13 protein-coding genes and 1 tRNA gene are annotated in these 17,060 nt (G+C 70.4%); 7 read left to right on the forward strand and 7 right to left on the reverse strand.

Translation table 11 applies throughout. From position 1 onward, the window contains the following. Positions 1-2: 2 nt before the first annotated feature. Together VF289_RS15745 and lysA are read right to left on the reverse strand one after the other, a co-directional pair. Complete coding sequence (locus tag VF289_RS15745; protein WP_330884851.1) at positions 3-1,370, reverse strand: homoserine dehydrogenase; 1,368 nt, start codon at positions 1,368-1,370, stop codon at positions 3-5. Between the two features lie 160 nt (positions 1,371-1,530). Then, positions 1,531-2,943 (reverse strand): diaminopimelate decarboxylase, encoded by a 1,413-nt coding sequence (gene lysA, locus VF289_RS15750; protein ID WP_330884852.1) that lies wholly within the window; start codon positions 2,941-2,943, stop codon positions 1,531-1,533. A gap of 322 nt (positions 2,944-3,265) precedes the next feature. Here lysA and VF289_RS15755 point away from each other — a divergent pair, with 322 nt between their 5' ends. Continuing rightward, on the forward strand, positions 3,266-5,554 hold the full coding sequence (locus tag VF289_RS15755; protein ID WP_330884853.1) for a bifunctional alpha,alpha-trehalose-phosphate synthase (UDP-forming)/trehalose-phosphatase: 2,289 nt from the start codon (positions 3,266-3,268) through the stop codon (positions 5,552-5,554). 186 nt (positions 5,555-5,740) lie between these two features. Here VF289_RS15755 and VF289_RS15760 read toward each other — a convergent pair. From VF289_RS15760 to VF289_RS15770, 3 genes are all read right to left on the reverse strand, one after another. Then, positions 5,741-5,813: transfer RNA gene (locus VF289_RS15760), tRNA-Arg, on the reverse strand. A gap of 78 nt (positions 5,814-5,891) precedes the next feature. Beyond that, entirely contained in the window at positions 5,892-6,950 is a 1,059-nt protein-coding gene (gene tsaD, locus VF289_RS15765; protein WP_330884854.1) for a tRNA (adenosine(37)-N6)-threonylcarbamoyltransferase complex transferase subunit TsaD, read from the reverse strand. After that, positions 6,947-7,909, reverse strand: a complete 963-nt coding sequence (locus VF289_RS15770; protein ID WP_330884855.1) for a M23 family metallopeptidase — start codon at positions 7,907-7,909, stop codon at positions 6,947-6,949. Before VF289_RS15770 ends, tsaD begins: the two co-directional genes overlap by 4 nt. Positions 7,910-8,255: 346 nt before the next feature. On the opposite strand from VF289_RS15770, the gene VF289_RS15775 reads away from it, so the two are divergent. The 5 genes from VF289_RS15775 (at position 8,256) to VF289_RS19600 (ending at position 15,073) form a co-directional block, all read left to right on the forward strand. Then, on the forward strand, positions 8,256-9,092 hold the full coding sequence (locus tag VF289_RS15775) for a response regulator transcription factor (protein WP_330884856.1): 837 nt from the start codon (positions 8,256-8,258) through the stop codon (positions 9,090-9,092). Next, a complete protein-coding gene (locus VF289_RS15780; protein WP_330884972.1) occupies positions 9,092-10,183 on the forward strand; it encodes a HAMP domain-containing sensor histidine kinase in 1,092 nt (363 codons plus the stop codon). Before VF289_RS15775 ends, VF289_RS15780 begins: the two co-directional genes overlap by 1 nt. A gap of 124 nt (positions 10,184-10,307) precedes the next feature. Next, complete coding sequence (locus VF289_RS15785) at positions 10,308-14,114, forward strand: multifunctional oxoglutarate decarboxylase/oxoglutarate dehydrogenase thiamine pyrophosphate-binding subunit/dihydrolipoyllysine-residue succinyltransferase subunit (protein ID WP_330884857.1); 3,807 nt, start codon at positions 10,308-10,310, stop codon at positions 14,112-14,114. A gap of 85 nt (positions 14,115-14,199) precedes the next feature. Beyond that, positions 14,200-14,844, forward strand: coding sequence for a GDSL-type esterase/lipase family protein (locus VF289_RS15790; protein ID WP_330884858.1), 645 nt, complete (start codon positions 14,200-14,202; stop codon positions 14,842-14,844). Positions 14,845-14,998: 154 nt separating this feature from the next. Further along, the gene (locus VF289_RS19600; RefSeq protein WP_369832988.1) at positions 14,999-15,073 is read left to right on the forward strand and encodes a 50S ribosomal protein bL37; all 75 of its coding nucleotides are present in this window, start codon (positions 14,999-15,001) and stop codon (positions 15,071-15,073) included. A 104-nt stretch (positions 15,074-15,177) separates the two neighbouring features. On the opposite strand, the gene rsrA is transcribed toward VF289_RS19600, so the two are convergent. Beyond that, on the reverse strand, positions 15,178-15,513 hold the full coding sequence (rsrA, locus tag VF289_RS15795) for a mycothiol system anti-sigma-R factor (protein WP_330884859.1): 336 nt from the start codon (positions 15,511-15,513) through the stop codon (positions 15,178-15,180). Continuing rightward, positions 15,510-16,217, reverse strand: coding sequence for a sigma-70 family RNA polymerase sigma factor (locus tag VF289_RS15800; protein WP_330884860.1), 708 nt, complete (start codon positions 16,215-16,217; stop codon positions 15,510-15,512). The genes rsrA and VF289_RS15800 overlap by 4 nt, the downstream gene beginning before the upstream one ends. Positions 16,218-16,490: 273 nt before the next feature. Here VF289_RS15800 and VF289_RS15805 point away from each other — a divergent pair, with 273 nt between their 5' ends. After that, positions 16,491-17,057: a hypothetical protein gene (locus VF289_RS15805; RefSeq protein ID WP_330884861.1), complete on the forward strand. Its 567-nt coding sequence runs from the start codon at positions 16,491-16,493 to the stop codon at positions 17,055-17,057. Positions 17,058-17,060 lie beyond the last annotated feature (3 nt).

Raw genomic sequence — 17,060 nt, forward strand, 5'->3', positions numbered from 1 at the left:
GGTCATTCTCCTTCGATGCGCAGGACGGAATCGATGCTCAGCACCGTGGCGGTGGAGGAGAACACGTCCAGCGAGGCGGTCATCGCGGACTCCAGCGCGCGGTGGGTGCTGACCCCGATGTGGGCGCGGGCCTGCTCGCCGGACTGCTCGTCCTGCTCGAGCAGCTCCTGGTGGATGGTCGAGATGGAGATCCCGTAGCCGGAGAAGGTGCCGGCGATCTCTGCCAGCACGCCCGGGCGGTCCTCCACGGTGAGGGAGACGTAGAACGCGCTGCGCAGCTCCTCGAGGGGGATGGACTCCAGCTCCGCGTACCGGGACTCGCGCGGACCGTAGCCTCCGTGCACCCGGGCACGAGCGGCGGAGACCACGTCGCCGAGCACGGCCGAAGCCGTCGGGGAGCCTCCCGCGCCCTGGCCGTAGAACATCAGGGATCCCGCGGCATCCGCCTCGATGAAGACCGCGTTGTACGCCTCGGAGACCGACGCCAGCGGGTGGTGATCGGGAATCAGCGCCGGGTAGACGCGGGCGGAGATCCGCTCCCCGTTCTCCTCCTCGACGCGCTCGACGATCGAGAGCAGCTTGATGGTGCGGCCCATCCGCTCGGCAGCGGCGATGTCCTGGGCCGAGACCTGGGAGATGCCCTCGCAGTGGACGTCGGCCAGCCGCATCCGGCTGTGGAAGGCGAGCGAGGCGAGGATGGACGCCTTGGCCGCCGCATCGTGCCCTTCGACATCGGCGGTCGGATCCGCCTCGGCGTAGCCCAGCTGCTGGGCGTTCGCGAGCGCGTCCTCGAAGCTCGCCCCCGTGCGGGTCATCGCGTCGAGGATGTAGTTGGTGGTGCCGTTGACGATGCCGAGCACACGCTGGATCCGGTCGCCGGCGAGAGATTCACGGACCGGGCGCACCAGCGGGATGGCCCCGGCGACGGCGGCCTCGAAGTACAGGTCCACCCCGTGGGCATCCGCGGCCTCGTACAGGGAGACGCCGTCCTGGGCGAGCAGCGCCTTGTTGGCGGTCACCACGCTCGCGCCGTGCTCCATGGCATCCAGCAGCAGGGTGCGCGCCGGCTCGATGCCGCCCATCACCTCGATCACCAGGTCCGCCGAACGCACCAGGGCCGCGGCATCCTCCGTGAGCAGAGAGGCGGGCACGTGCTCCCCACGGTCACGACCCAGGTCACGGACGGCCACGCCGCTCACCTCGAGCCGCGCGCCGATACGATGCGCGAGCTCGGCATCCTGCTGCGCGAGGAGGCGCAGCACCTCGCCGCCGACGGTGCCGGCGCCGAGCACCGCCACCCGGAGGGTGGGCAGTGCCGAGAGGGTCGAGGAGTCCTGGGGGGCAGGGCTGCCCGGAGGCTGCTGTGACATGTGAGGTGTGGTCCTTCCACAGAGGCCGACGGGTCGGGCGGAACGGGCGTTCGCACTGTATCCGAGCGGGTGGGCGCGATGTGACCTGGGATGAACGAATGCGACGGGGGCCGAGGGAGCGGAGCGCTGACGGGGTGAGGTGCCGACGGGCAGGGCGCAGTCAGCCCACGTCGAGACCGAGCAGGTCCTCCTCCGTCTCACGGCGGAGGAGGGTGCGGATCTCTCCGTCGCGCACGGCGATGACGGGCGGTCGCGGGACGTGGTTGTAGTTCGAGGCGAGCGAGTAGCAGTACGCCCCGGTCACCGGCACCGAGATCAGGTCCCCGCGGCGCACGTCGGCGGGAAGGTACTCGTCCTTGACCACGATGTCCCCGCTCTCGCAGTGCTTGCCGACCACGCGGACCACCTCGGGGACGGCGTCCGAGACGCGGCCGGTCAGCAGGCAGGAGTAGTCCGCGTCGTAGAGGGCCGTGCGCACGTTGTCGCTCATGCCTCCGTCGACGGAGACGTAGACCCGGTGGTGGGGCCCGCCCAGGCGCACGTCCTTCACCGTGCCCACGGAGTACAGGGTCTGGGTCGAGGGGCCCGCGATCGCACGGCCCGGCTCGAAGGACACGTGCGGCACCTCGAGCTCGAGCTCATGGCACTGCTTCTCGATGATCCCCGCGATGCCGGCCGCGAGCGCCTCGGGGCTGGAGGGCGTGTGCTGGGTGTTGTACATGACGCCGAAGCCGCCGCCCAGGTCGAGCTGGCCGATGGTGTGCCCCAGCTCGTCCCGGACCTGGCCGACGAGGTCGAGGACCCGGCGGGCGGCGACCTCGAACCCTCCGGTGTCGAAGATCTGGGAGCCGATGTGGGAGTGCAGGCCCAGCAGGTCCAGGTGCGAGGCCGCGAGCACCCGGCGCACGGCGTCGAAGGCGGCGCCGCCGGTGAGGGAGAGGCCGAACTTCTGGTCCTCGTGCGCGGTGGCGATGAACTCGTGCGTGTGCGCCTCCACGCCGGTGGTCACGCGCAGCATCACCGGGGCCCGCACACCGCTCTCGGCGGCGAGGGCGTCGACCAGGTCGATCTCGTCGAGGGAGTCGATGACGATGCGGCCCACCCCGGCGTCGAGGGCTCGTCGCAGCTCTGCCTCGGACTTGTTGTTGCCGTGCAGCGCGAGGCGGTCCGCGGGGAACCCGGCCCGGAGGGCGACGGCGAGCTCGCCGCCGGTGCAGACGTCCAGGCCGAGCCCGTCCTCCTGCACCCAGCGCGCGACGGCGCCGCACAGGAACGCCTTGCCCGCGTAGTAGACGTCGGCCCCCCGGTGGGGGCGGAAGGCCTCCGCGAAGGCGTCGCGGAAGGAGCGCGCTCGGGTGCGGAAGTCGTCCTCGTCGAGCACGAAGGCGGGCGTGCCGACCTCCTCGGCGATGCGGTGCACGTCCACGCCGCCGACCTCGACGGCACCCTCGGCATTGCGCGCGGTGTTCCGCGACCAGAGTCCCTCGATCAGAGTGTTGACGTCCGCGGGATAGGGCAGCCAGGTAGGGGCCGCATCGTTGCCGTGGAGGGCTCCGGCTTCGTGCGCGCGCATGTCTGCTCCTGATCTCGTACCGTCCCGCCCCGGCGTGATCGCCGGGCGGCTCGCGCCATCGGCGCACTCCGAGCGTAGGTGCGGCGCCGCCGCGGCCGCATCTGTGTCCGGCCTGCGAACAGGGGTGCCGTCCACCCGGTCAGCCGCTGTCCGCGCAGGTCAGAGGTCCAGGTCAGGACGGAGGAGACAGCGGCCGATGGCATGTGGGTGACCGACGGCACTTGATAGTCTCGGGGCGTCGGCGCGGGAGCCGCGGCCCGACCTCTCGGGCTCTCCGTGCACGCTCCCTCGCCTCGAGCTCTCTCTGAGTGAAGGAGACCCGATGCCCACGTCCTCCCCCACCCCCGACCGATCCGATGCACCCGTCCATGAGCTGGTGGTGGTCGCGAACCGGCTGCCGGTGGACTCCCGCACCCTGCCCGACGGCGCGACCGAGTGGGTGACCAGCCCCGGCGGGCTGGTCACCGCGATGGAGTCCGTGATGCGCACCGTCGACTCCGGGGCCTGGGTGGGCTGGGGAGGGTCCCCCGGCGAGGCCCCTGACCCCTTCGAGGCCGACGGCATGGCCCTCTATCCGGTCGAGCTCTCCCAGCAGGACGTCGAGAGGTACTACGAAGGGTTCTCCAACGGCACCCTGTGGCCGCTCTATCACGATGTGATCGTGGACCCGGAGTTCCATCGCGGCTGGTGGGACTCGTACCTCTCGGCCAATCGGCGGTTCGCCGAGGCGGCCGCTCCTGTCGCCGCCGCGGGCGGCACCATCTGGGTCCACGACTACCAGCTGCAGCTGGTCCCCCGCATGATCCGTGAGAAGCGCAGCGATGTGCGGATCGGATTCTTCAACCACATCCCCTTCCCCTCCGTGGAGCTCTTCTCCCAGCTGCCCAAGCGCAATTCGATCCTGCGCGGCCTGCTCGGCGCGGATCTGATCGGATTCCAGCGGGAGAGCGACTCCCTGAACTTCGTCAATGCGGTGCGCAAGCTCCTCGGCTACCACGTGGACGGGTCGACGATCTCCGTCCCGGGGATCGGTGCGGCTCCGGTGCGCGAGGTCGAGGCGCGGACCTTCCCGATCTCGATCGACTCGACCGCGGTCTCGGCCCTCACCGAGGACCCGGAGATCCGGGAGCGCGCCGCTCAGCTCCGCCGGGACCTCGGCGATCCGGATCGGATCGTGCTGGGAGCGGACCGGCTGGACTACACCAAGGGCATCCGCCACCGCCTCAAGGCCTGGGGAGAGCTGCTGGACGACGGCTCGATCGACCCGCACGACGCGGTGATGATCCAGATCGCCACGCCGTCGCGGGAACGGGTGGAGGCGTACCGTCAGCTGCGCGACGAGGTCGAGCTGACGGTGGGACGGATCAACGGCGAGCACGCACCGCTGGGCCGACCGGCCGTCTCCTACCAGCACCATTCCTTTGACCGTCGGGAGATGACGGCGCTGTTCATGGCCGCTGACGTGGTGCTGGTGACAGCGCTGCGCGATGGCATGAACCTGGTCGCCAAGGAGTACGTCGCTTCCCGCCCGGACCTGCAGGGCGTGCTGGTGCTCAGCGAGTTCGCCGGTGCCGCCGATGAGCTTCGCGCCGCGGTGCTGGTGAACCCGCACGACATCGATGAGCTGAAGTCCGCGATCCTGCGGTCCTTGGCGATGCCCGCCGAGGAGCAGGAGGAGGCGATGCGCTCCCTGCGGCACCAGGTGATGGAGCACGATGTCCAGGCCTGGGCGCATCACTTCCTCGAGCGCCTCGAGGCCACGCAGTCCCCCGAGCAGGTCTCGGCTCCGTCGATCCGGATCACCGGCGACCGCCCCAGCGATCCGGCGAGCCTCGAGGCAGCGCTCCGCACCTTCTCCGCGGTGCCGCGCCTGTTGATCGCCACGGACTTCGACGGAGTGCTCGCCCCGATCGTCGCCGACCGGGACGCGGTGCAGCCCGACCCCGACGCGCTCGAGGCTCTGCGCGAGCTCTCCGAGCTCCCGGGCGTCGCGGTCGCCCTGGTCTCGGGACGCGCGCTGTCCGATCTCGACTTCCATACCCGGATGCCGAGCTCGGTGGTGCTGGTCGGTTCCCACGGCGCGGAGGTCGGGGCGCTGCCGCCCTGGATGCAGGCGGAGGTGCTGGACAAGTCGGCCCTGGCGATGTCTCCGGAGAAGGAGGAGCTGCTCGCGGGGATCACGAGCACCCTGCGCAGGATCGCGCGGGCCCATCCCGGGACCGAGGTCGAGACGAAGCCGACGGCCGCTGTGCTGCACACCCGCAATGCCACCGGCCGCGGCGGGATCAATGCCACCGAGTCGGCGCTGGAGTACGCGATGACTCTCCCCGATGTCACGGTGACGCCGGGCAAGGAAGTGGTGGAGTTCGCGGTGGTGCACACCTCGAAGGGCGCGGCGGTCGATGCTCTGGCCCGGGCGAGCGCGTCGGATGCCTGGCTGTACCTGGGAGACGACGTCACCGATGAGTCCGTCTTCGCTCAGCTCGGCGAGAGGGACCTGGGGCTGAAGGTGGGGGCCGGGGACAGCGCCGCGAGCCTGCGCCTGGAGGACACCGAGGCGGTGCGCGGGGTGCTGCAGCGGTTGCTCACGCTGCGCGACGAACAGAGCTGAGCCTCGTCGAGGGCTGAGCTTCGTCGAGGGCCGAGCCTCGTCGAGCGTTCATCCCCGTCGACCGGGGCGCAGCAGCGCCTGCGACGACGAAGTCCCCGGTCGATGGCCTTGATGGCCGTCGACCGGGGACTTCCTCGATGTCCGTGACACTCGATGGTCGTGACGACCGGTGCCTCTGACGATCTGTGCCCGCGACAGGATTCGAACCTACGACCTTCTGCTCCGGAGGCAGACGCTCTATCCACTGAGCTACGCGGGCGGACTCCGGAAGTCTAGCAACACCTCAGCGCGCGTCGAGCCGCGCACACTCCGTGGCCCTCTCGGTGTGAGAGGGACCTCACCGCAGCAGCGGCAGCTGCGCCCCGTGGAGCACGGCGGAGGGGTCCGCGGCGATGCCCAGTCCGCTCGAGGCGGCCCCGGAGCGGACCAGCAGATCGCCGACGGCGGCGATCATCGCGCCGTTGTCGGTGCACAGGCCCGGCCGCGGGATGCGCAGGGCGACGCCCGCCTGGTCGCAGGCCGTCTGCGCCACAGCCCGCAGTCGGGCGTTCGCCGCGACGCCGCCGACGATCACCAGGGTGTCGAGGTTCCGCTCGCGCACCGCCCGCATCGCCTTCTTCACCAGCACGTCGACGACGGCCTGCTCGAAGGACGCGGCGATGTCCGCGACGGGGACCGGCTCGCCTGCCCGCTCGAGGGTCTCGACGGTCCGGGCCACGGCGGTCTTGAGCCCGGAGAAGGAGAAGGTGAACGGAGCGTCCTTCGGGCGCAGCATGGCGCGCGGGAAGGAGAAGGCCGCGGGGTCGCCTCCCACGGCCGCTCGGGAGATCGCCGGTCCTCCGGGGTATCCGAGGCCGAGCAGGCGCGAGACCTTGTCGAAGGCCTCGCCGGCGGCGTCATCGAGCGTGTCGCCGAGGTGCTCGATCGGGTCGCGCACCAGATCGCCGACGGCCAGGAGCGAGGTGTGCCCGCCGGAGACGATCAGCACGATGCTGCGTTCGGGCAGCGGTCCGTGCTCGAGGGTGTCCGCGGCGGCGTGGCCTGCCAGGTGGTGGACGCCGTAGAGGGGCTTGTCCAGTGCCCAGGCGATCGACTTCGCCGCGGCGAGACCCACATGCACAGCTGTCGCGAGCCCGGGCCCGGAGGTCACTGCGATGTGGGATATGTCTGTGGTGTCCACGCCCGCGTCGTCGAGCGCGATCTGCAGGGTCGGGACGACGGCCTCGAGATGCGCGCGGGCGGCGATCTCCGGGACCACTCCCCCGAAGGCCGCATGCTGAGCGGCGCTCGAGGCCAGCCCCTGCCCCAGCAGGACCCCCTCGGAGACCAGGCCGAAGCCGGTCTCGTCGCAGGAGGACTCGACCCCGAGGATGATCGGGGTCCTGGAGGTCGTCACCGCAGGATCGACATCGGGTCGGAGTAGTTGCCCGCCTCGTCCATCTTCGCGAAGTGCAGGTGGCAGCCGGTGGAGCGACCGGTGGAGCCGACGTAGCCGACGGTCTCGCCCGCACTCACCGTGGCGCCCACCGAGGTGTTGAAGCCCTGGAGGTGGTAGTAGCCGGTGACGACTCCGTTGCCATGATCGACCTTGACGCGGTTGCCGGAGGCGTGGTGGTACTCGACGGCGACCACGGTGCCGGCCTGAGCGGCGCCCACGGGCGTGCCGCAGGCGGCGCCGAAGTCCACGCCGTCATGGCCCTTGAAGTAGCCGAGGACCGGGTGCACGCGGCCGCCGTACCCGGAGGTGATCGGACCGCCGACAGGGCGCACGTAGCCGGAGCCGGAGACAGGGGCATCGGAGCCGTCGGAGGTGCTGGAGCCGTCGGAGGCAGCGGCCTCATCGCCCTCGGCCACGACGGGCTCGGGCTCGGGGACGGAGACCTCGATGCCGGTGCTCTGCTCCTCGGAGTCGCTCTTCTCGTCGGAATCGCTCTTCTTGTCAGAGTCGCTCTTCTTGTCGGAATCGCTCTTCGCGTCCTCAGCGGACGTCTCGTCAGAGGAGTCGGCGGACGCCTTCTCCGCGGAGCCGACCTTCTCCTTCGCCGGGGAGGTGCGCTCCTCGGAGCGGGTGGCGCCCTCGTCCTTGCCGCGGCTCTCGACCTCGGCCTCCGCGTCCGTGCCATCGGCGGCAGGGAGCGCGACGGGGGCGGGGGCCTGGGGGGCCGGGGCGGCGGGCTGGGACTGGGCGAGCGTCTCCGCCTGGGGGACGGCGCTCTCGTCGACTCCGGCCGCGGCGGCGGCCAGCGGGGCGGCGATGGTCGCGGTGGCGAGGACTCCGAGGACCCCGACCTTCACTGCTCCCGAGGGGAGGGCGGAGTCTCGGTGGGTGCCTCCGACTGCCCGGTGCTTGCGCACCGTGGCACGTCCTGCAGAGCGATGATTCGCCACGTGCTGACCTCTTCCATTGCGACTGCGTAGATCTCGTGAATGCGTCTGTCCCAGCACGACGCAGGACAGGGGAAGTACGCGTCGCCGAACAACCTCGAACAAACTACGTGCCTGCCACCAGGCATGACGAGCGCGGGGGCCGTGTCATTGCCAAGTTTTTGCCCAGACGCCCCAAAGGTTGCCCGGTCTTGACGGGAGCGCCCTCCGGGACGCGGGACAGGTCACCTCGACGGCGGTGTGCAGACCCCGCAGCGACCTCGACGAGGGGATCGCGTCGAGTGTGCGTCCAGGAGCCGCGGTCTAGAGTGGCGCCATGTCGACCCCGGACAAGAACGTCAAGAACGCCGCCCTCGGCTCCGCGCCCGTGCGCGTGGTGGTCATCGAGGACGAGCCGACGATCACCCGTGCGATCGCCGATCGGCTCACCGCCGAGGGCTGGGAGGTCTCCACCGCCCTGGACGGGCCCTCCGGAGTGCGGACCGTCGCAGAGGTCCGCCCCGACGTCGTGGTCCTGGACGTCATGCTCCCCGGGTTCGACGGACTCGAGGTGTGCCGTCGGATCCAGGCCGACGAGCCGGTGCCGGTGCTCATGCTCACCGCCCGCGACGACGAGACCGACATGCTGGTGGGCCTCGGCGTCGGCGCCGACGACTACATGACCAAGCCCTTCTCCATCCGCGAACTGGTCGCACGCCTCAAGGCGCTGCTGCGCCGGGTGCGCCGGGTGGGGGCGCCCGCCCCCAGCGAGACCGAGAAGCAGGAAGCCCTGCAGATCGGTGACCTGGTGATCGACCGCGCCGGCCGACGTGTGATGCGCGCCGGCGCCCCCGCGCACCTCACCCCGACGGAGTACGACCTGCTGCTGTGCCTGGCGAACGCTCCCGGCACCGTTCTCACCCGCGAGCAGCTACTGGCGGATGTCTGGGACTGGGTGGACGCCACCGGCACCCGCACCGTCGACTCGCACGTTAAGGCGCTGCGGAGAAAGCTCGGCTCCGACCTGGTGCGCACCGTCCACGGCGTGGGCTACGCGCTCGAGATCCCGGAGGATCCCGAGGAGCCGGAGGACGGAGGCGTGCCCACCTCGGACCCGACCGCCGGTGGGCTCTCGTCGATGGCCACCCCGAACCTGCCCACCGACGGCTCGTGATCGCGCCGGCGGGCCGGGATCCCGAGAGCCACCGCCGAGTTCCTGAACGCCTGGACGTCCGCCCCCTGGATCGCTTCCGCTCCTTCAAGGTCAAGCTCGGAGTCCTGGTCGCGGCGAGCGTCACGGTCGCGGCTCTGCTCACCCAGCTGAGCATCCGGGCAGGAATCGCGCCGCTGCTGGCGCTGCCACTGGTGGTGCTCGCAGCGCTCGTGTTCACCCAGGTGCTCGCGCGCGGCATGACCTCCCCGCTGCGGGAGATGACCGGAGTGGCCCGCGCGATGGCTCGCGGCGATTACAGCCGCACCGTCCGGACCACCAGCGCCGACGAGGTCGGTCAGCTGGCCTCGGCGTTCTCGACCATGGCCTCCGAGCTCGAGCAGACCGACCGCATGCGGCGGGACCTGGTCGCGAACGTCTCCCACGAGCTGCGCACCCCCGTCGCCGGGCTGCGCGCCCAGCTGGAGAACCTCGTGGACGGGGTGACGGAGCCGGATCCGGCGGCGCTCGAGGTGGCGCTCACCGAGACGGAGCGGCTCTCCCAGCTGGTGGATCATCTGCTGGACCTCTCGCGTCTCGACGCGGGAGTGGTCGACCTCGATCTCGAACCGGTCGAGCTCACTCCCTTCCTCCACGAGGTGGTCGATGCGGCGGCTCTCGCCTCGGGCGGCCGCGACGTGCGCTGGATCATCGACGTCGAGCCCGCCGATCTCTCGGTTCCCGCCGATGCCGCGCGCCTGCACCAGGTCATCCACAACCTGCTCGAGAACGCCGCCCGCCACTCCCCCGCCGGCGGACGCATCCACGTCTCCGCGGCGCGCGCCGCGAAGGACGAGGGCGTCCACATCGACGTCCACGACGAGGGCCCCGGCATCGCTCAGGAGGACCGCGCCCGGGTGTTCGAGCGCTTCCAGCGGGGCGGCTATGCCGACTCCTCCGGCGGGACCGGTCTGGGACTGGCGATCGCGCGCTGGGCGGTGGGGCTGCACGGCGGCACCATCGAGGTCCTCGACGACCCCCGCAGCGAGGTCGCGCACGAGGGGCGCTCCTCCCTGATCCGAGTGATGCTGCCGGACCCCCAGATCACGACGTGATATCGCGCACCTCGCGGCGTCATGGCCGGTCCCGGCACGAAGGAGCGGACACGAGGGGCGCGTCCTGCCGCTAGGCTGGCACCATTCCGTATCTCTCGACCGTGAGAAGGCTGGCGATCTCAGAGTGTCACAGCAGACACAGGACTCCGACTCCGCGGAGTTCGGCCCGAATCAGTGGCTCGTGGACGCACTCCGCGAGCAGTGGCAGCAGGACCCCTCGAGCGTCGATCCCAGGTGGGCGGAGTACTTCTCCTCCCAGGGCTCGGTGACCGAGGACTCCTCGTCTGCCGGGTCCCCCTCCGGCACCTCCGCGACGTCGACGATGACGCCGGCGGAGACCGCGGAGACCGCCTCATCCCCATCGCAGGCGTCCGAGCAGGACGCCGACCCCGCACCCTCCTCCCAGGACGCCGCTCCCGCGGCCCCCTCCCAGCCCGTGAAGGACTCCCCTGCCGTGAACGCCGATTCCTCCCCGGAAGCCAAGGACTCGAAGGAGTCCAAGGACTCAGCTCCCGCCGTCTCCACGACGTCGGACCGTCCTGCGAAGGTCCCCACCACCACCGCGCAGATCCCCGCGGTGGAGCTGCGTGAGCCCGAGGTCGTCAAGCTGCGCGGCCCGGCCGCGGCGGTCGCCCGCAACATGGACGAGTCCCTCGGGGTGCCCACCGCCACCTCGGTGCGCGACGTCCCGGTGAAGCTGCTCTTCGACAACCGCCTGGTGATCAACAACCACCTCCAGCGCCACCGGCTGGGCAAGATCTCCTTCACTCACCTCATCGGCTGGGCCATGATCGAGGCGATCACCGAGATCCCCGACATGAACAACGGCTTCGATGTCGACGAGAAGGGCAAGCCGCTCCTGCTCAAGCGCGAGGACATCAACTTCGGGCTCGCCATCGACATGCCGCGGCCCGACGGCTCCCGCGGGCTGGTGGTGCCGAGCATCAAGGCCGCGCAGCGCTTCGACTTCCACGGCTTCTGGAAGGCCTACGAGGAGGTCGTCAGGAAGGCCCGCGCCGGCAAGCTCACGATGGACGACTTCAGCCACACCACGGTCTCGCTGACCAACCCGGGCGGCATCGGCACCGTCCACTCGATCCCCCGCCTCATGCAGGGCCAGGGCGTCATCGTCGGCGTCGGCGCGATGGACTACCCCGCGCAGTTCCAGGGAGCGAGCCCCGCCACCCTCGCCGAGCTCGCGGTCTCGAAGGTCATGACGATGACCTCGACCTACGACCACCGCATCATCCAGGGCGCCGCCTCCGGCGAGTTCCTCAAGCGGATGGGCGACAAGCTGCTGGGCAAGGACGGCTTCTACGACCGGGTCTTCGCCTCCCTGCGCCTGCCCTACCAGCCCGTCCGCTGGGTGCCGGACAACCCGTTCCGCCACACCACCTCCGAGCGCCTGGCGCGGGTGATGGACCTGATCCATTCCTACCGTGTGCGCGGCCACCTGATGGCGGACACCGACCCGCTGCAGTACAAGATCCGCACCCACCCGGATCTCGACGTCGAGACCTACGGCCTGACCCTGTGGGACCTGGACCGCCGATTCCCCACGCGGGGCCTGGGCGGCAAGGACGAGATGTCGCTGCGCGACATCCTCGGGGTGCTGCGTGACGCGTACTGCCGCACCATCGGCGTCGAGTACATGCACATCTCCGATCCCGAGGAACGGGACTGGATCCAGAGGAAGATGGAGACGCCCCGCCGGCCCTTCGACAAGGCCGAGCTGACGCACATCATGGACCGTCTGAACTCCGCCGAGGCGTTCGAGACCTTCCTCCAGACGAAGTTCGTCGGCCAGAAGCGCTTCTCCCTCGAGGGCGGCGAGGCCGTCATCCCGATGCTCGACGCCGTGCTGCACGGCGCTGCCCGCGACGGGCTCGACGAGGTGTGCATCGGCATGTCCCACCGCGGCCGGCTGAACGTCCTGTCGAACCTGGCCGGCAAGAGCTACGGCCAGATCTTCCAGGAGTTCGAGGGCAACTACGGCAAGAAGCTCGGCTCCGGCGACGTGAAGTACCACCTGGGCACCGAGGGCGAGTACGTCTCGCGCGACGGCAGCTCGACGAAGGTCTACCTCGCCGCGAATCCCTCCCACCTGGAGGCCGTGAACCCGGTCCTCGAGGGCATCGTCCGCGCGAAGCAGGACCGCCTCGAGCGCCCCGAGGAGTTCCCGGTGCTGCCGGTGCTCGTCCATGGCGATGCGGCCTTCGCGGGCCAGGGCGTGGTCACCGAGACCCTGAACCTCTCGGAGCTGCGCGGCTACCGCACCGGCGGCACCGTGCACGTGATCATCAACAACCAGATCGGCTTCACCACGCTGCCGGACTCCTCGCGATCGTCGTTCTACTCGACCGACGTCGCGAAGTCGACGCAGCTGCCGATCTTCCACGTCAACGGCGATGATCCCGAGGCCTGCGTGCGGGTCGCCGAGATCGCCTTCGAGTTCCGTCAGAAGTTCCACCGCGACGTCGTCATCGACATGCAGTGCTACCGCCGGCGCGGCCACAACGAGGGCGACGACCCCTCGATGACCCAGCCGGAGATGTACAAGCTCATCGCGGAGAAGCCCTCCACCCGCAAGCTGTACATGGAGACGCTGATCGAGCGCGGCGACCTCACCGAGGAGGAGACCGACGGACTGGTGCGCAACTTCCAGGAGCACCTGGACGAGGCCTTCGCCTCCACGCGCACCGGTGCCGCCACCGGACAGGAGAACGTGCAGGGCCTGGAGCTGCCTGCCGCACAGCAGGGCAGCACCGCCCCGACCGAGGCGCGGACCGCCGTCGATGCCGAGGTGCTCGAGCGGATCGGCACGGCGCACTCCGACGTGCCGGGCTCGTTCACCGTCCATCCCAAGCTGATGACGGTGCTGCAGCGCCGCACCCAGATGAGCACCTCGGGGAACGTGGACTGGGCCTATGGCGAGCTGCTCGCCTTCGGCTCGCTGCTGATGGATGGCCATCGCGTGCGCCTGGCCGGCCAGGACTCGCGGCGCGGCACCTTCGTCCAGCGTCACAGCGTGATGATCGACCACGAGAACGGCGACACCTGGACCCCGCTCTCCTACCTCTCGGACGAGCAGGCCCGCTTCAACGTCTACGACTCCTCGCTCTCGGAGTTCGCGGCACTCGGCTTCGAGTACGGCTACTCGGTCGAGAGCCCGCAGTCGCTGGTGCTGTGGGAGGCGCAGTTCGGTGACTTCGTCAACGGCGCGCAGACCATCATCGACGAGTTCATCTCCGCCTCCGAGCAGAAGTGGGGCCAGCACTCGAGCGTCGTCATGCTCCTCCCCCACGGCTACGAGGGTCAGGGACCGGACCACTCCTCCGCCCGCATCGAACGGTTCCTCCAGCTCTGCGCGGAGAACAACATGCGGGTCTCGGCCCCCTCCACGCCGGCGAGCTACTTCCACCTGCTGCGCAAGCAGGCGCTCACCGAGCCGAAGAAGCCGCTGATCGTGTTCACCCCGAAGTCGATGCTGCGCAACAAGGCGGCGGTGAGCGCGGTCGAGGACTTCACCTCCGGGACCTTCGAGCCGGTCCTGCCGGATACGACCGTGGATCCCTCCGGGGTGAAGCAGGTGCTGCTCACCTCCGGAAAGGTCTACTGGGACCTCGTCGCCCGGCGCGAGAAGACCGGCGCGACGGACACCGCGATCGTCCGGGTCGAGCAGCTCTACCCGCTGCCCACCGAGCAGCTGCAGGCCGTCCTGGGCGACTACCCGGAGGCGACGCTGACCTGGGTCCAGGAGGAGCCGCAGAACCAGGGTGCCTGGAGCTTCATGGCGCTGAACTTCGCCGTCGAGGTGGGGCGCACCCTGCGGGTCGTGGCTCGTCCCGCCTCGGCCTCGCCGGCCACCGGATCCAATGCGACCCACAAGGTCGAGCAGGAGGATCTGCTGGACCGGGCCTTCGAGGTCTGAGCATCGGACGCGGGTCATGGGTTCGCCCCTGACCCGCGTCGCCGTGAGACAGTTGTCGTCCCCCGTCCCCGTCCAGGAGGTCCCGGTGCCCACCGTGCCCATGACGCCCGCCCCGACACCGGAGTCCCGCATCCGGATCATCGCGCTCGGTGACGAGCTCCTCGCCGGGGTCGGTGATGCACGGGCGCTGGGCTGGCTCGGTCGCGCGGTGGCCAGCGAGCAGGGTGCGGACTGCCGCATCGACGTGTTCAGCGCCGCACTGCCCGGGGAGACCTCCGCGGAGCTCGCGGACCGCTGGGACGAGGACGTGCAGCGCCGCTTCTCGACGGAGGGGCAGGCCGACGGGTCCGTCGACCACCGGGTGGTGCTCGCGATGGGCCACGCAGACATCGAGTCAGGGCTGTCCCTGGCGCGCTCGAGGCTCAACCTCGCCAAGGTGCTCGACGGTCTGGAGCGGCTGCGGATCCCCGCCTTCGTCGTGGGTCCCGCCCCCAGCCGGGATGCGGGGACCACCCAGGCCGTGCGCGAGCTGTCCGGGGCCTTCGAGGACGTCTGCTCGCGCCGCCGGATCCCCTACGTCGACACGGTCGGCGGACTGGTCGGTCACGAGCAGTGGGAGTCGGACCTCGTCCGCTCCACCGGAGATCACCCCGGGCAGACCGGCTACGGTCTGATCGCCTGGCTGGTGCTCCACGGCGGCTTCGGCCGCTGGCTGGGCACCTCCTCCTGAGCGCATCGTGCGGGGTCGGATCGTGACGTGCCGGGCAGCTTCGACTGCCTGGTGACCTCCGACTCACCCCCGCACGGACCCTCACCCGGACGGCGTCGTGCCGGCCCGGTATGGCACAATCGTCTGGTCATCCGGGCGAAGGAAGGAGATCGTGATGAGCAAGCGAGGACGCAAGCGCAAGGCTCGCCGCAAGAACGGCGCGAATCACGGCAAGCGCCCCAACAGCTGACCGTGACGTCGCCTCGAGCGGCATGACGAAGGGCCACTCCCCTGCGGGAGTGGCCCTTCGTCATGCGCGTTCCGTTCCGGGAGCGGGGTTCCGGGAACCCGGAGTCAGGGAGCGGGGAACTCGCGGCGGGTGCTCGAGGTGCGGGTGATCCGCACGGAGGTGCCGTCGGCCTCGGTGCGGGTCACGGAGACCGTGCGGCACTGCACGGCGATCCGCTCGCGCAGATCCGAGGGAGCCTGATCCGCACAGCTGCGGCGCACCAGCTCCTTCATCCTGCGCACCTGCTCCCATTCCTCGGCGCATTCGGAGCAGTCGTCGGTGTGGCGCTGCATCCGCTCGACGAGCTCGGGCGGCAGCTCGCCGTCGAGCGCCTCCTCGAGCCCGTACCGCAGATCGCGCTGCCCCGGCTCTGCACGGCCCCTGGGATCGTCCTGCCTCATCGTTCCCCCTCCCGGTCCATCGGTCCGGTCGTCGTGTCGTCGGTCGCAGCGCCGCCCGCCTGCGGGTCCTCCCGCAGGAAGCCGCTGCGGTAGGCGTAGTCGGAGAGCCTCTCCCGCAGCTGGCGGCGTCCCCGATGCAGACGGGACATCACGGTCCCGATCGGGGTGTCCATGATCTCGGCGATCTCCTTGTAGGCGAAGCCCTCGACATCCGCGAGATAGACCGCCATGCGGTAGTCCTCGCGCAGCTCGCCGAGCGCATCCTTGACCGCGGAGTCGGGCAGGTGGTCCAGCGCCTCCGTCTCCGCGGAGCGCAGCCCGGTGCTGGTGTGCCCGGCGACCTCTGCCAGCTGCCAGTCCTCGACCGTCTCCGTCCAGGCCTCCTTCGGGCGGCGCTGCTTGGAGCGATAGATCGAGATGTAGTTGTTGGTCATGATCCGGTACAGCCACGCGCGCATGTTCGTGCCCGGCGTGAACCGGTCCCGTGCCCGGAACGCCTTGACGAAGGTGTCCTGCACCAGGTCCTCGGCATCATGCGGGTTGCGGGTCATCCGCAGTGCGCCGCCGTAGAGGGAGTCCAGATGGGAGAGCGCCTCGGCTTCGAAGTCGAAGTCCGGGCCGTCGCCGACGGCCGGTCCCTGCTCGGAGAGCTCGGGGCCCGGCAGGCCCGCATCGGGGCTCAGGGCGGAGTGTGTTCGGGTCATCGCCCTCCAACCTACGCCACAGGGCCGGGTCGGAGCGCGATCGAGCACGTCGACGGTCACAGGCAACCCCTCACCCGGCGGCAGCCGGCATCTCTTCACGCGTGCTCACGGGCCACAGCGCGGCCCGCGAGCGGTGCCGGCGGAGCGCCGCACCATGCCCTTCAACGCGACCGGCACGACGAATGTTCCCCGGGCGGTAGTCTGGTCGCCGGTGAACTGGCCGACATGGCCGGCCACCGGACCTCCTGACACCGTTGAGAACGTGAGGACACCATGGCCCTGGTCCGTCGCATCGCACGACCCCTGCTCGCCGCCCCCTTCATCTTCGAGGGCGTGCGCACCGCGCTCCGCCCCGAGCGGGAGATCGATGTCTACCCGCAGGCCTTCGACGCCGTCGACTCGGCCCTCACCAAGAGCGCCGCCCCGGGCTTCGTGGATGCCCGCACCGTGGTGCGCGCCGCCGGTGCCGTCGCCGCCGGTGCTGGTCTGCTGTACGCCACCAACCGCTACCCCCGCGCCGCCGCGGTGGCCCTGCTGGCCACCACCTCCGTCGGCTGGGCGGGACGCAAGAAGGTCTGGGAGCTGCGCGGGGAGGAGCTGACCCAGGAGGTCCAGTCCATCCTCAGCGACGCCGGCCTGCTGGGCGGCGTGCTGCTCGCGGCGGTCGACCACGACGGTCGCCCCTCGCTCGGCTACCGGGCGAACAAGTTCGTCGAGCGCAGCCAGAAGAAGGCCGCCGCCAAGCAGCGCGAGCTCGAGAAGCGGGCCGGCACGCTGGAGAAGAAGGCGAAGGGAGCGGTCGCGACCGCGCAGAAGCAGCTCGCCGACCAGCGAGGCTGAGAG

This window comes from Brachybacterium sp., from assembly GCF_036379615.1.
In the GTDB taxonomy this organism is placed as follows: Bacteria; Actinomycetota; Actinomycetes; order Actinomycetales; family Dermabacteraceae; genus Brachybacterium.

Bases quoted from the DNA above. Each gene is read 5' to 3' on its own strand.
- VF289_RS15745 (WP_330884851.1), bottom strand. From the start codon at position 1,370: ATGTCACAGCAGCCTCCGGGCAGCCCTGCCCCCCAGGACTCCTCGACC.
- lysA (WP_330884852.1), bottom strand. From the start codon at position 2,943: ATGCGCGCGCACGAAGCCGGAGCCCTCCACGGCAACGATGCGGCCCCT.
- VF289_RS15755 (WP_330884853.1), top strand. From the start codon at position 3,266: ATGCCCACGTCCTCCCCCACCCCCGACCGATCCGATGCACCCGTCCAT.
- VF289_RS15775 (WP_330884856.1), top strand. From the start codon at position 8,256: ATGTCGACCCCGGACAAGAACGTCAAGAACGCCGCCCTCGGCTCCGCG.
- rsrA (WP_330884859.1), bottom strand. From the start codon at position 15,513: ATGAGGCAGGACGATCCCAGGGGCCGTGCAGAGCCGGGGCAGCGCGAT.
- VF289_RS15800 (WP_330884860.1), bottom strand. From the start codon at position 16,217: ATGACCCGAACACACTCCGCCCTGAGCCCCGATGCGGGCCTGCCGGGC.
- VF289_RS15805 (WP_330884861.1), top strand. From the start codon at position 16,491: ATGGCCCTGGTCCGTCGCATCGCACGACCCCTGCTCGCCGCCCCCTTC.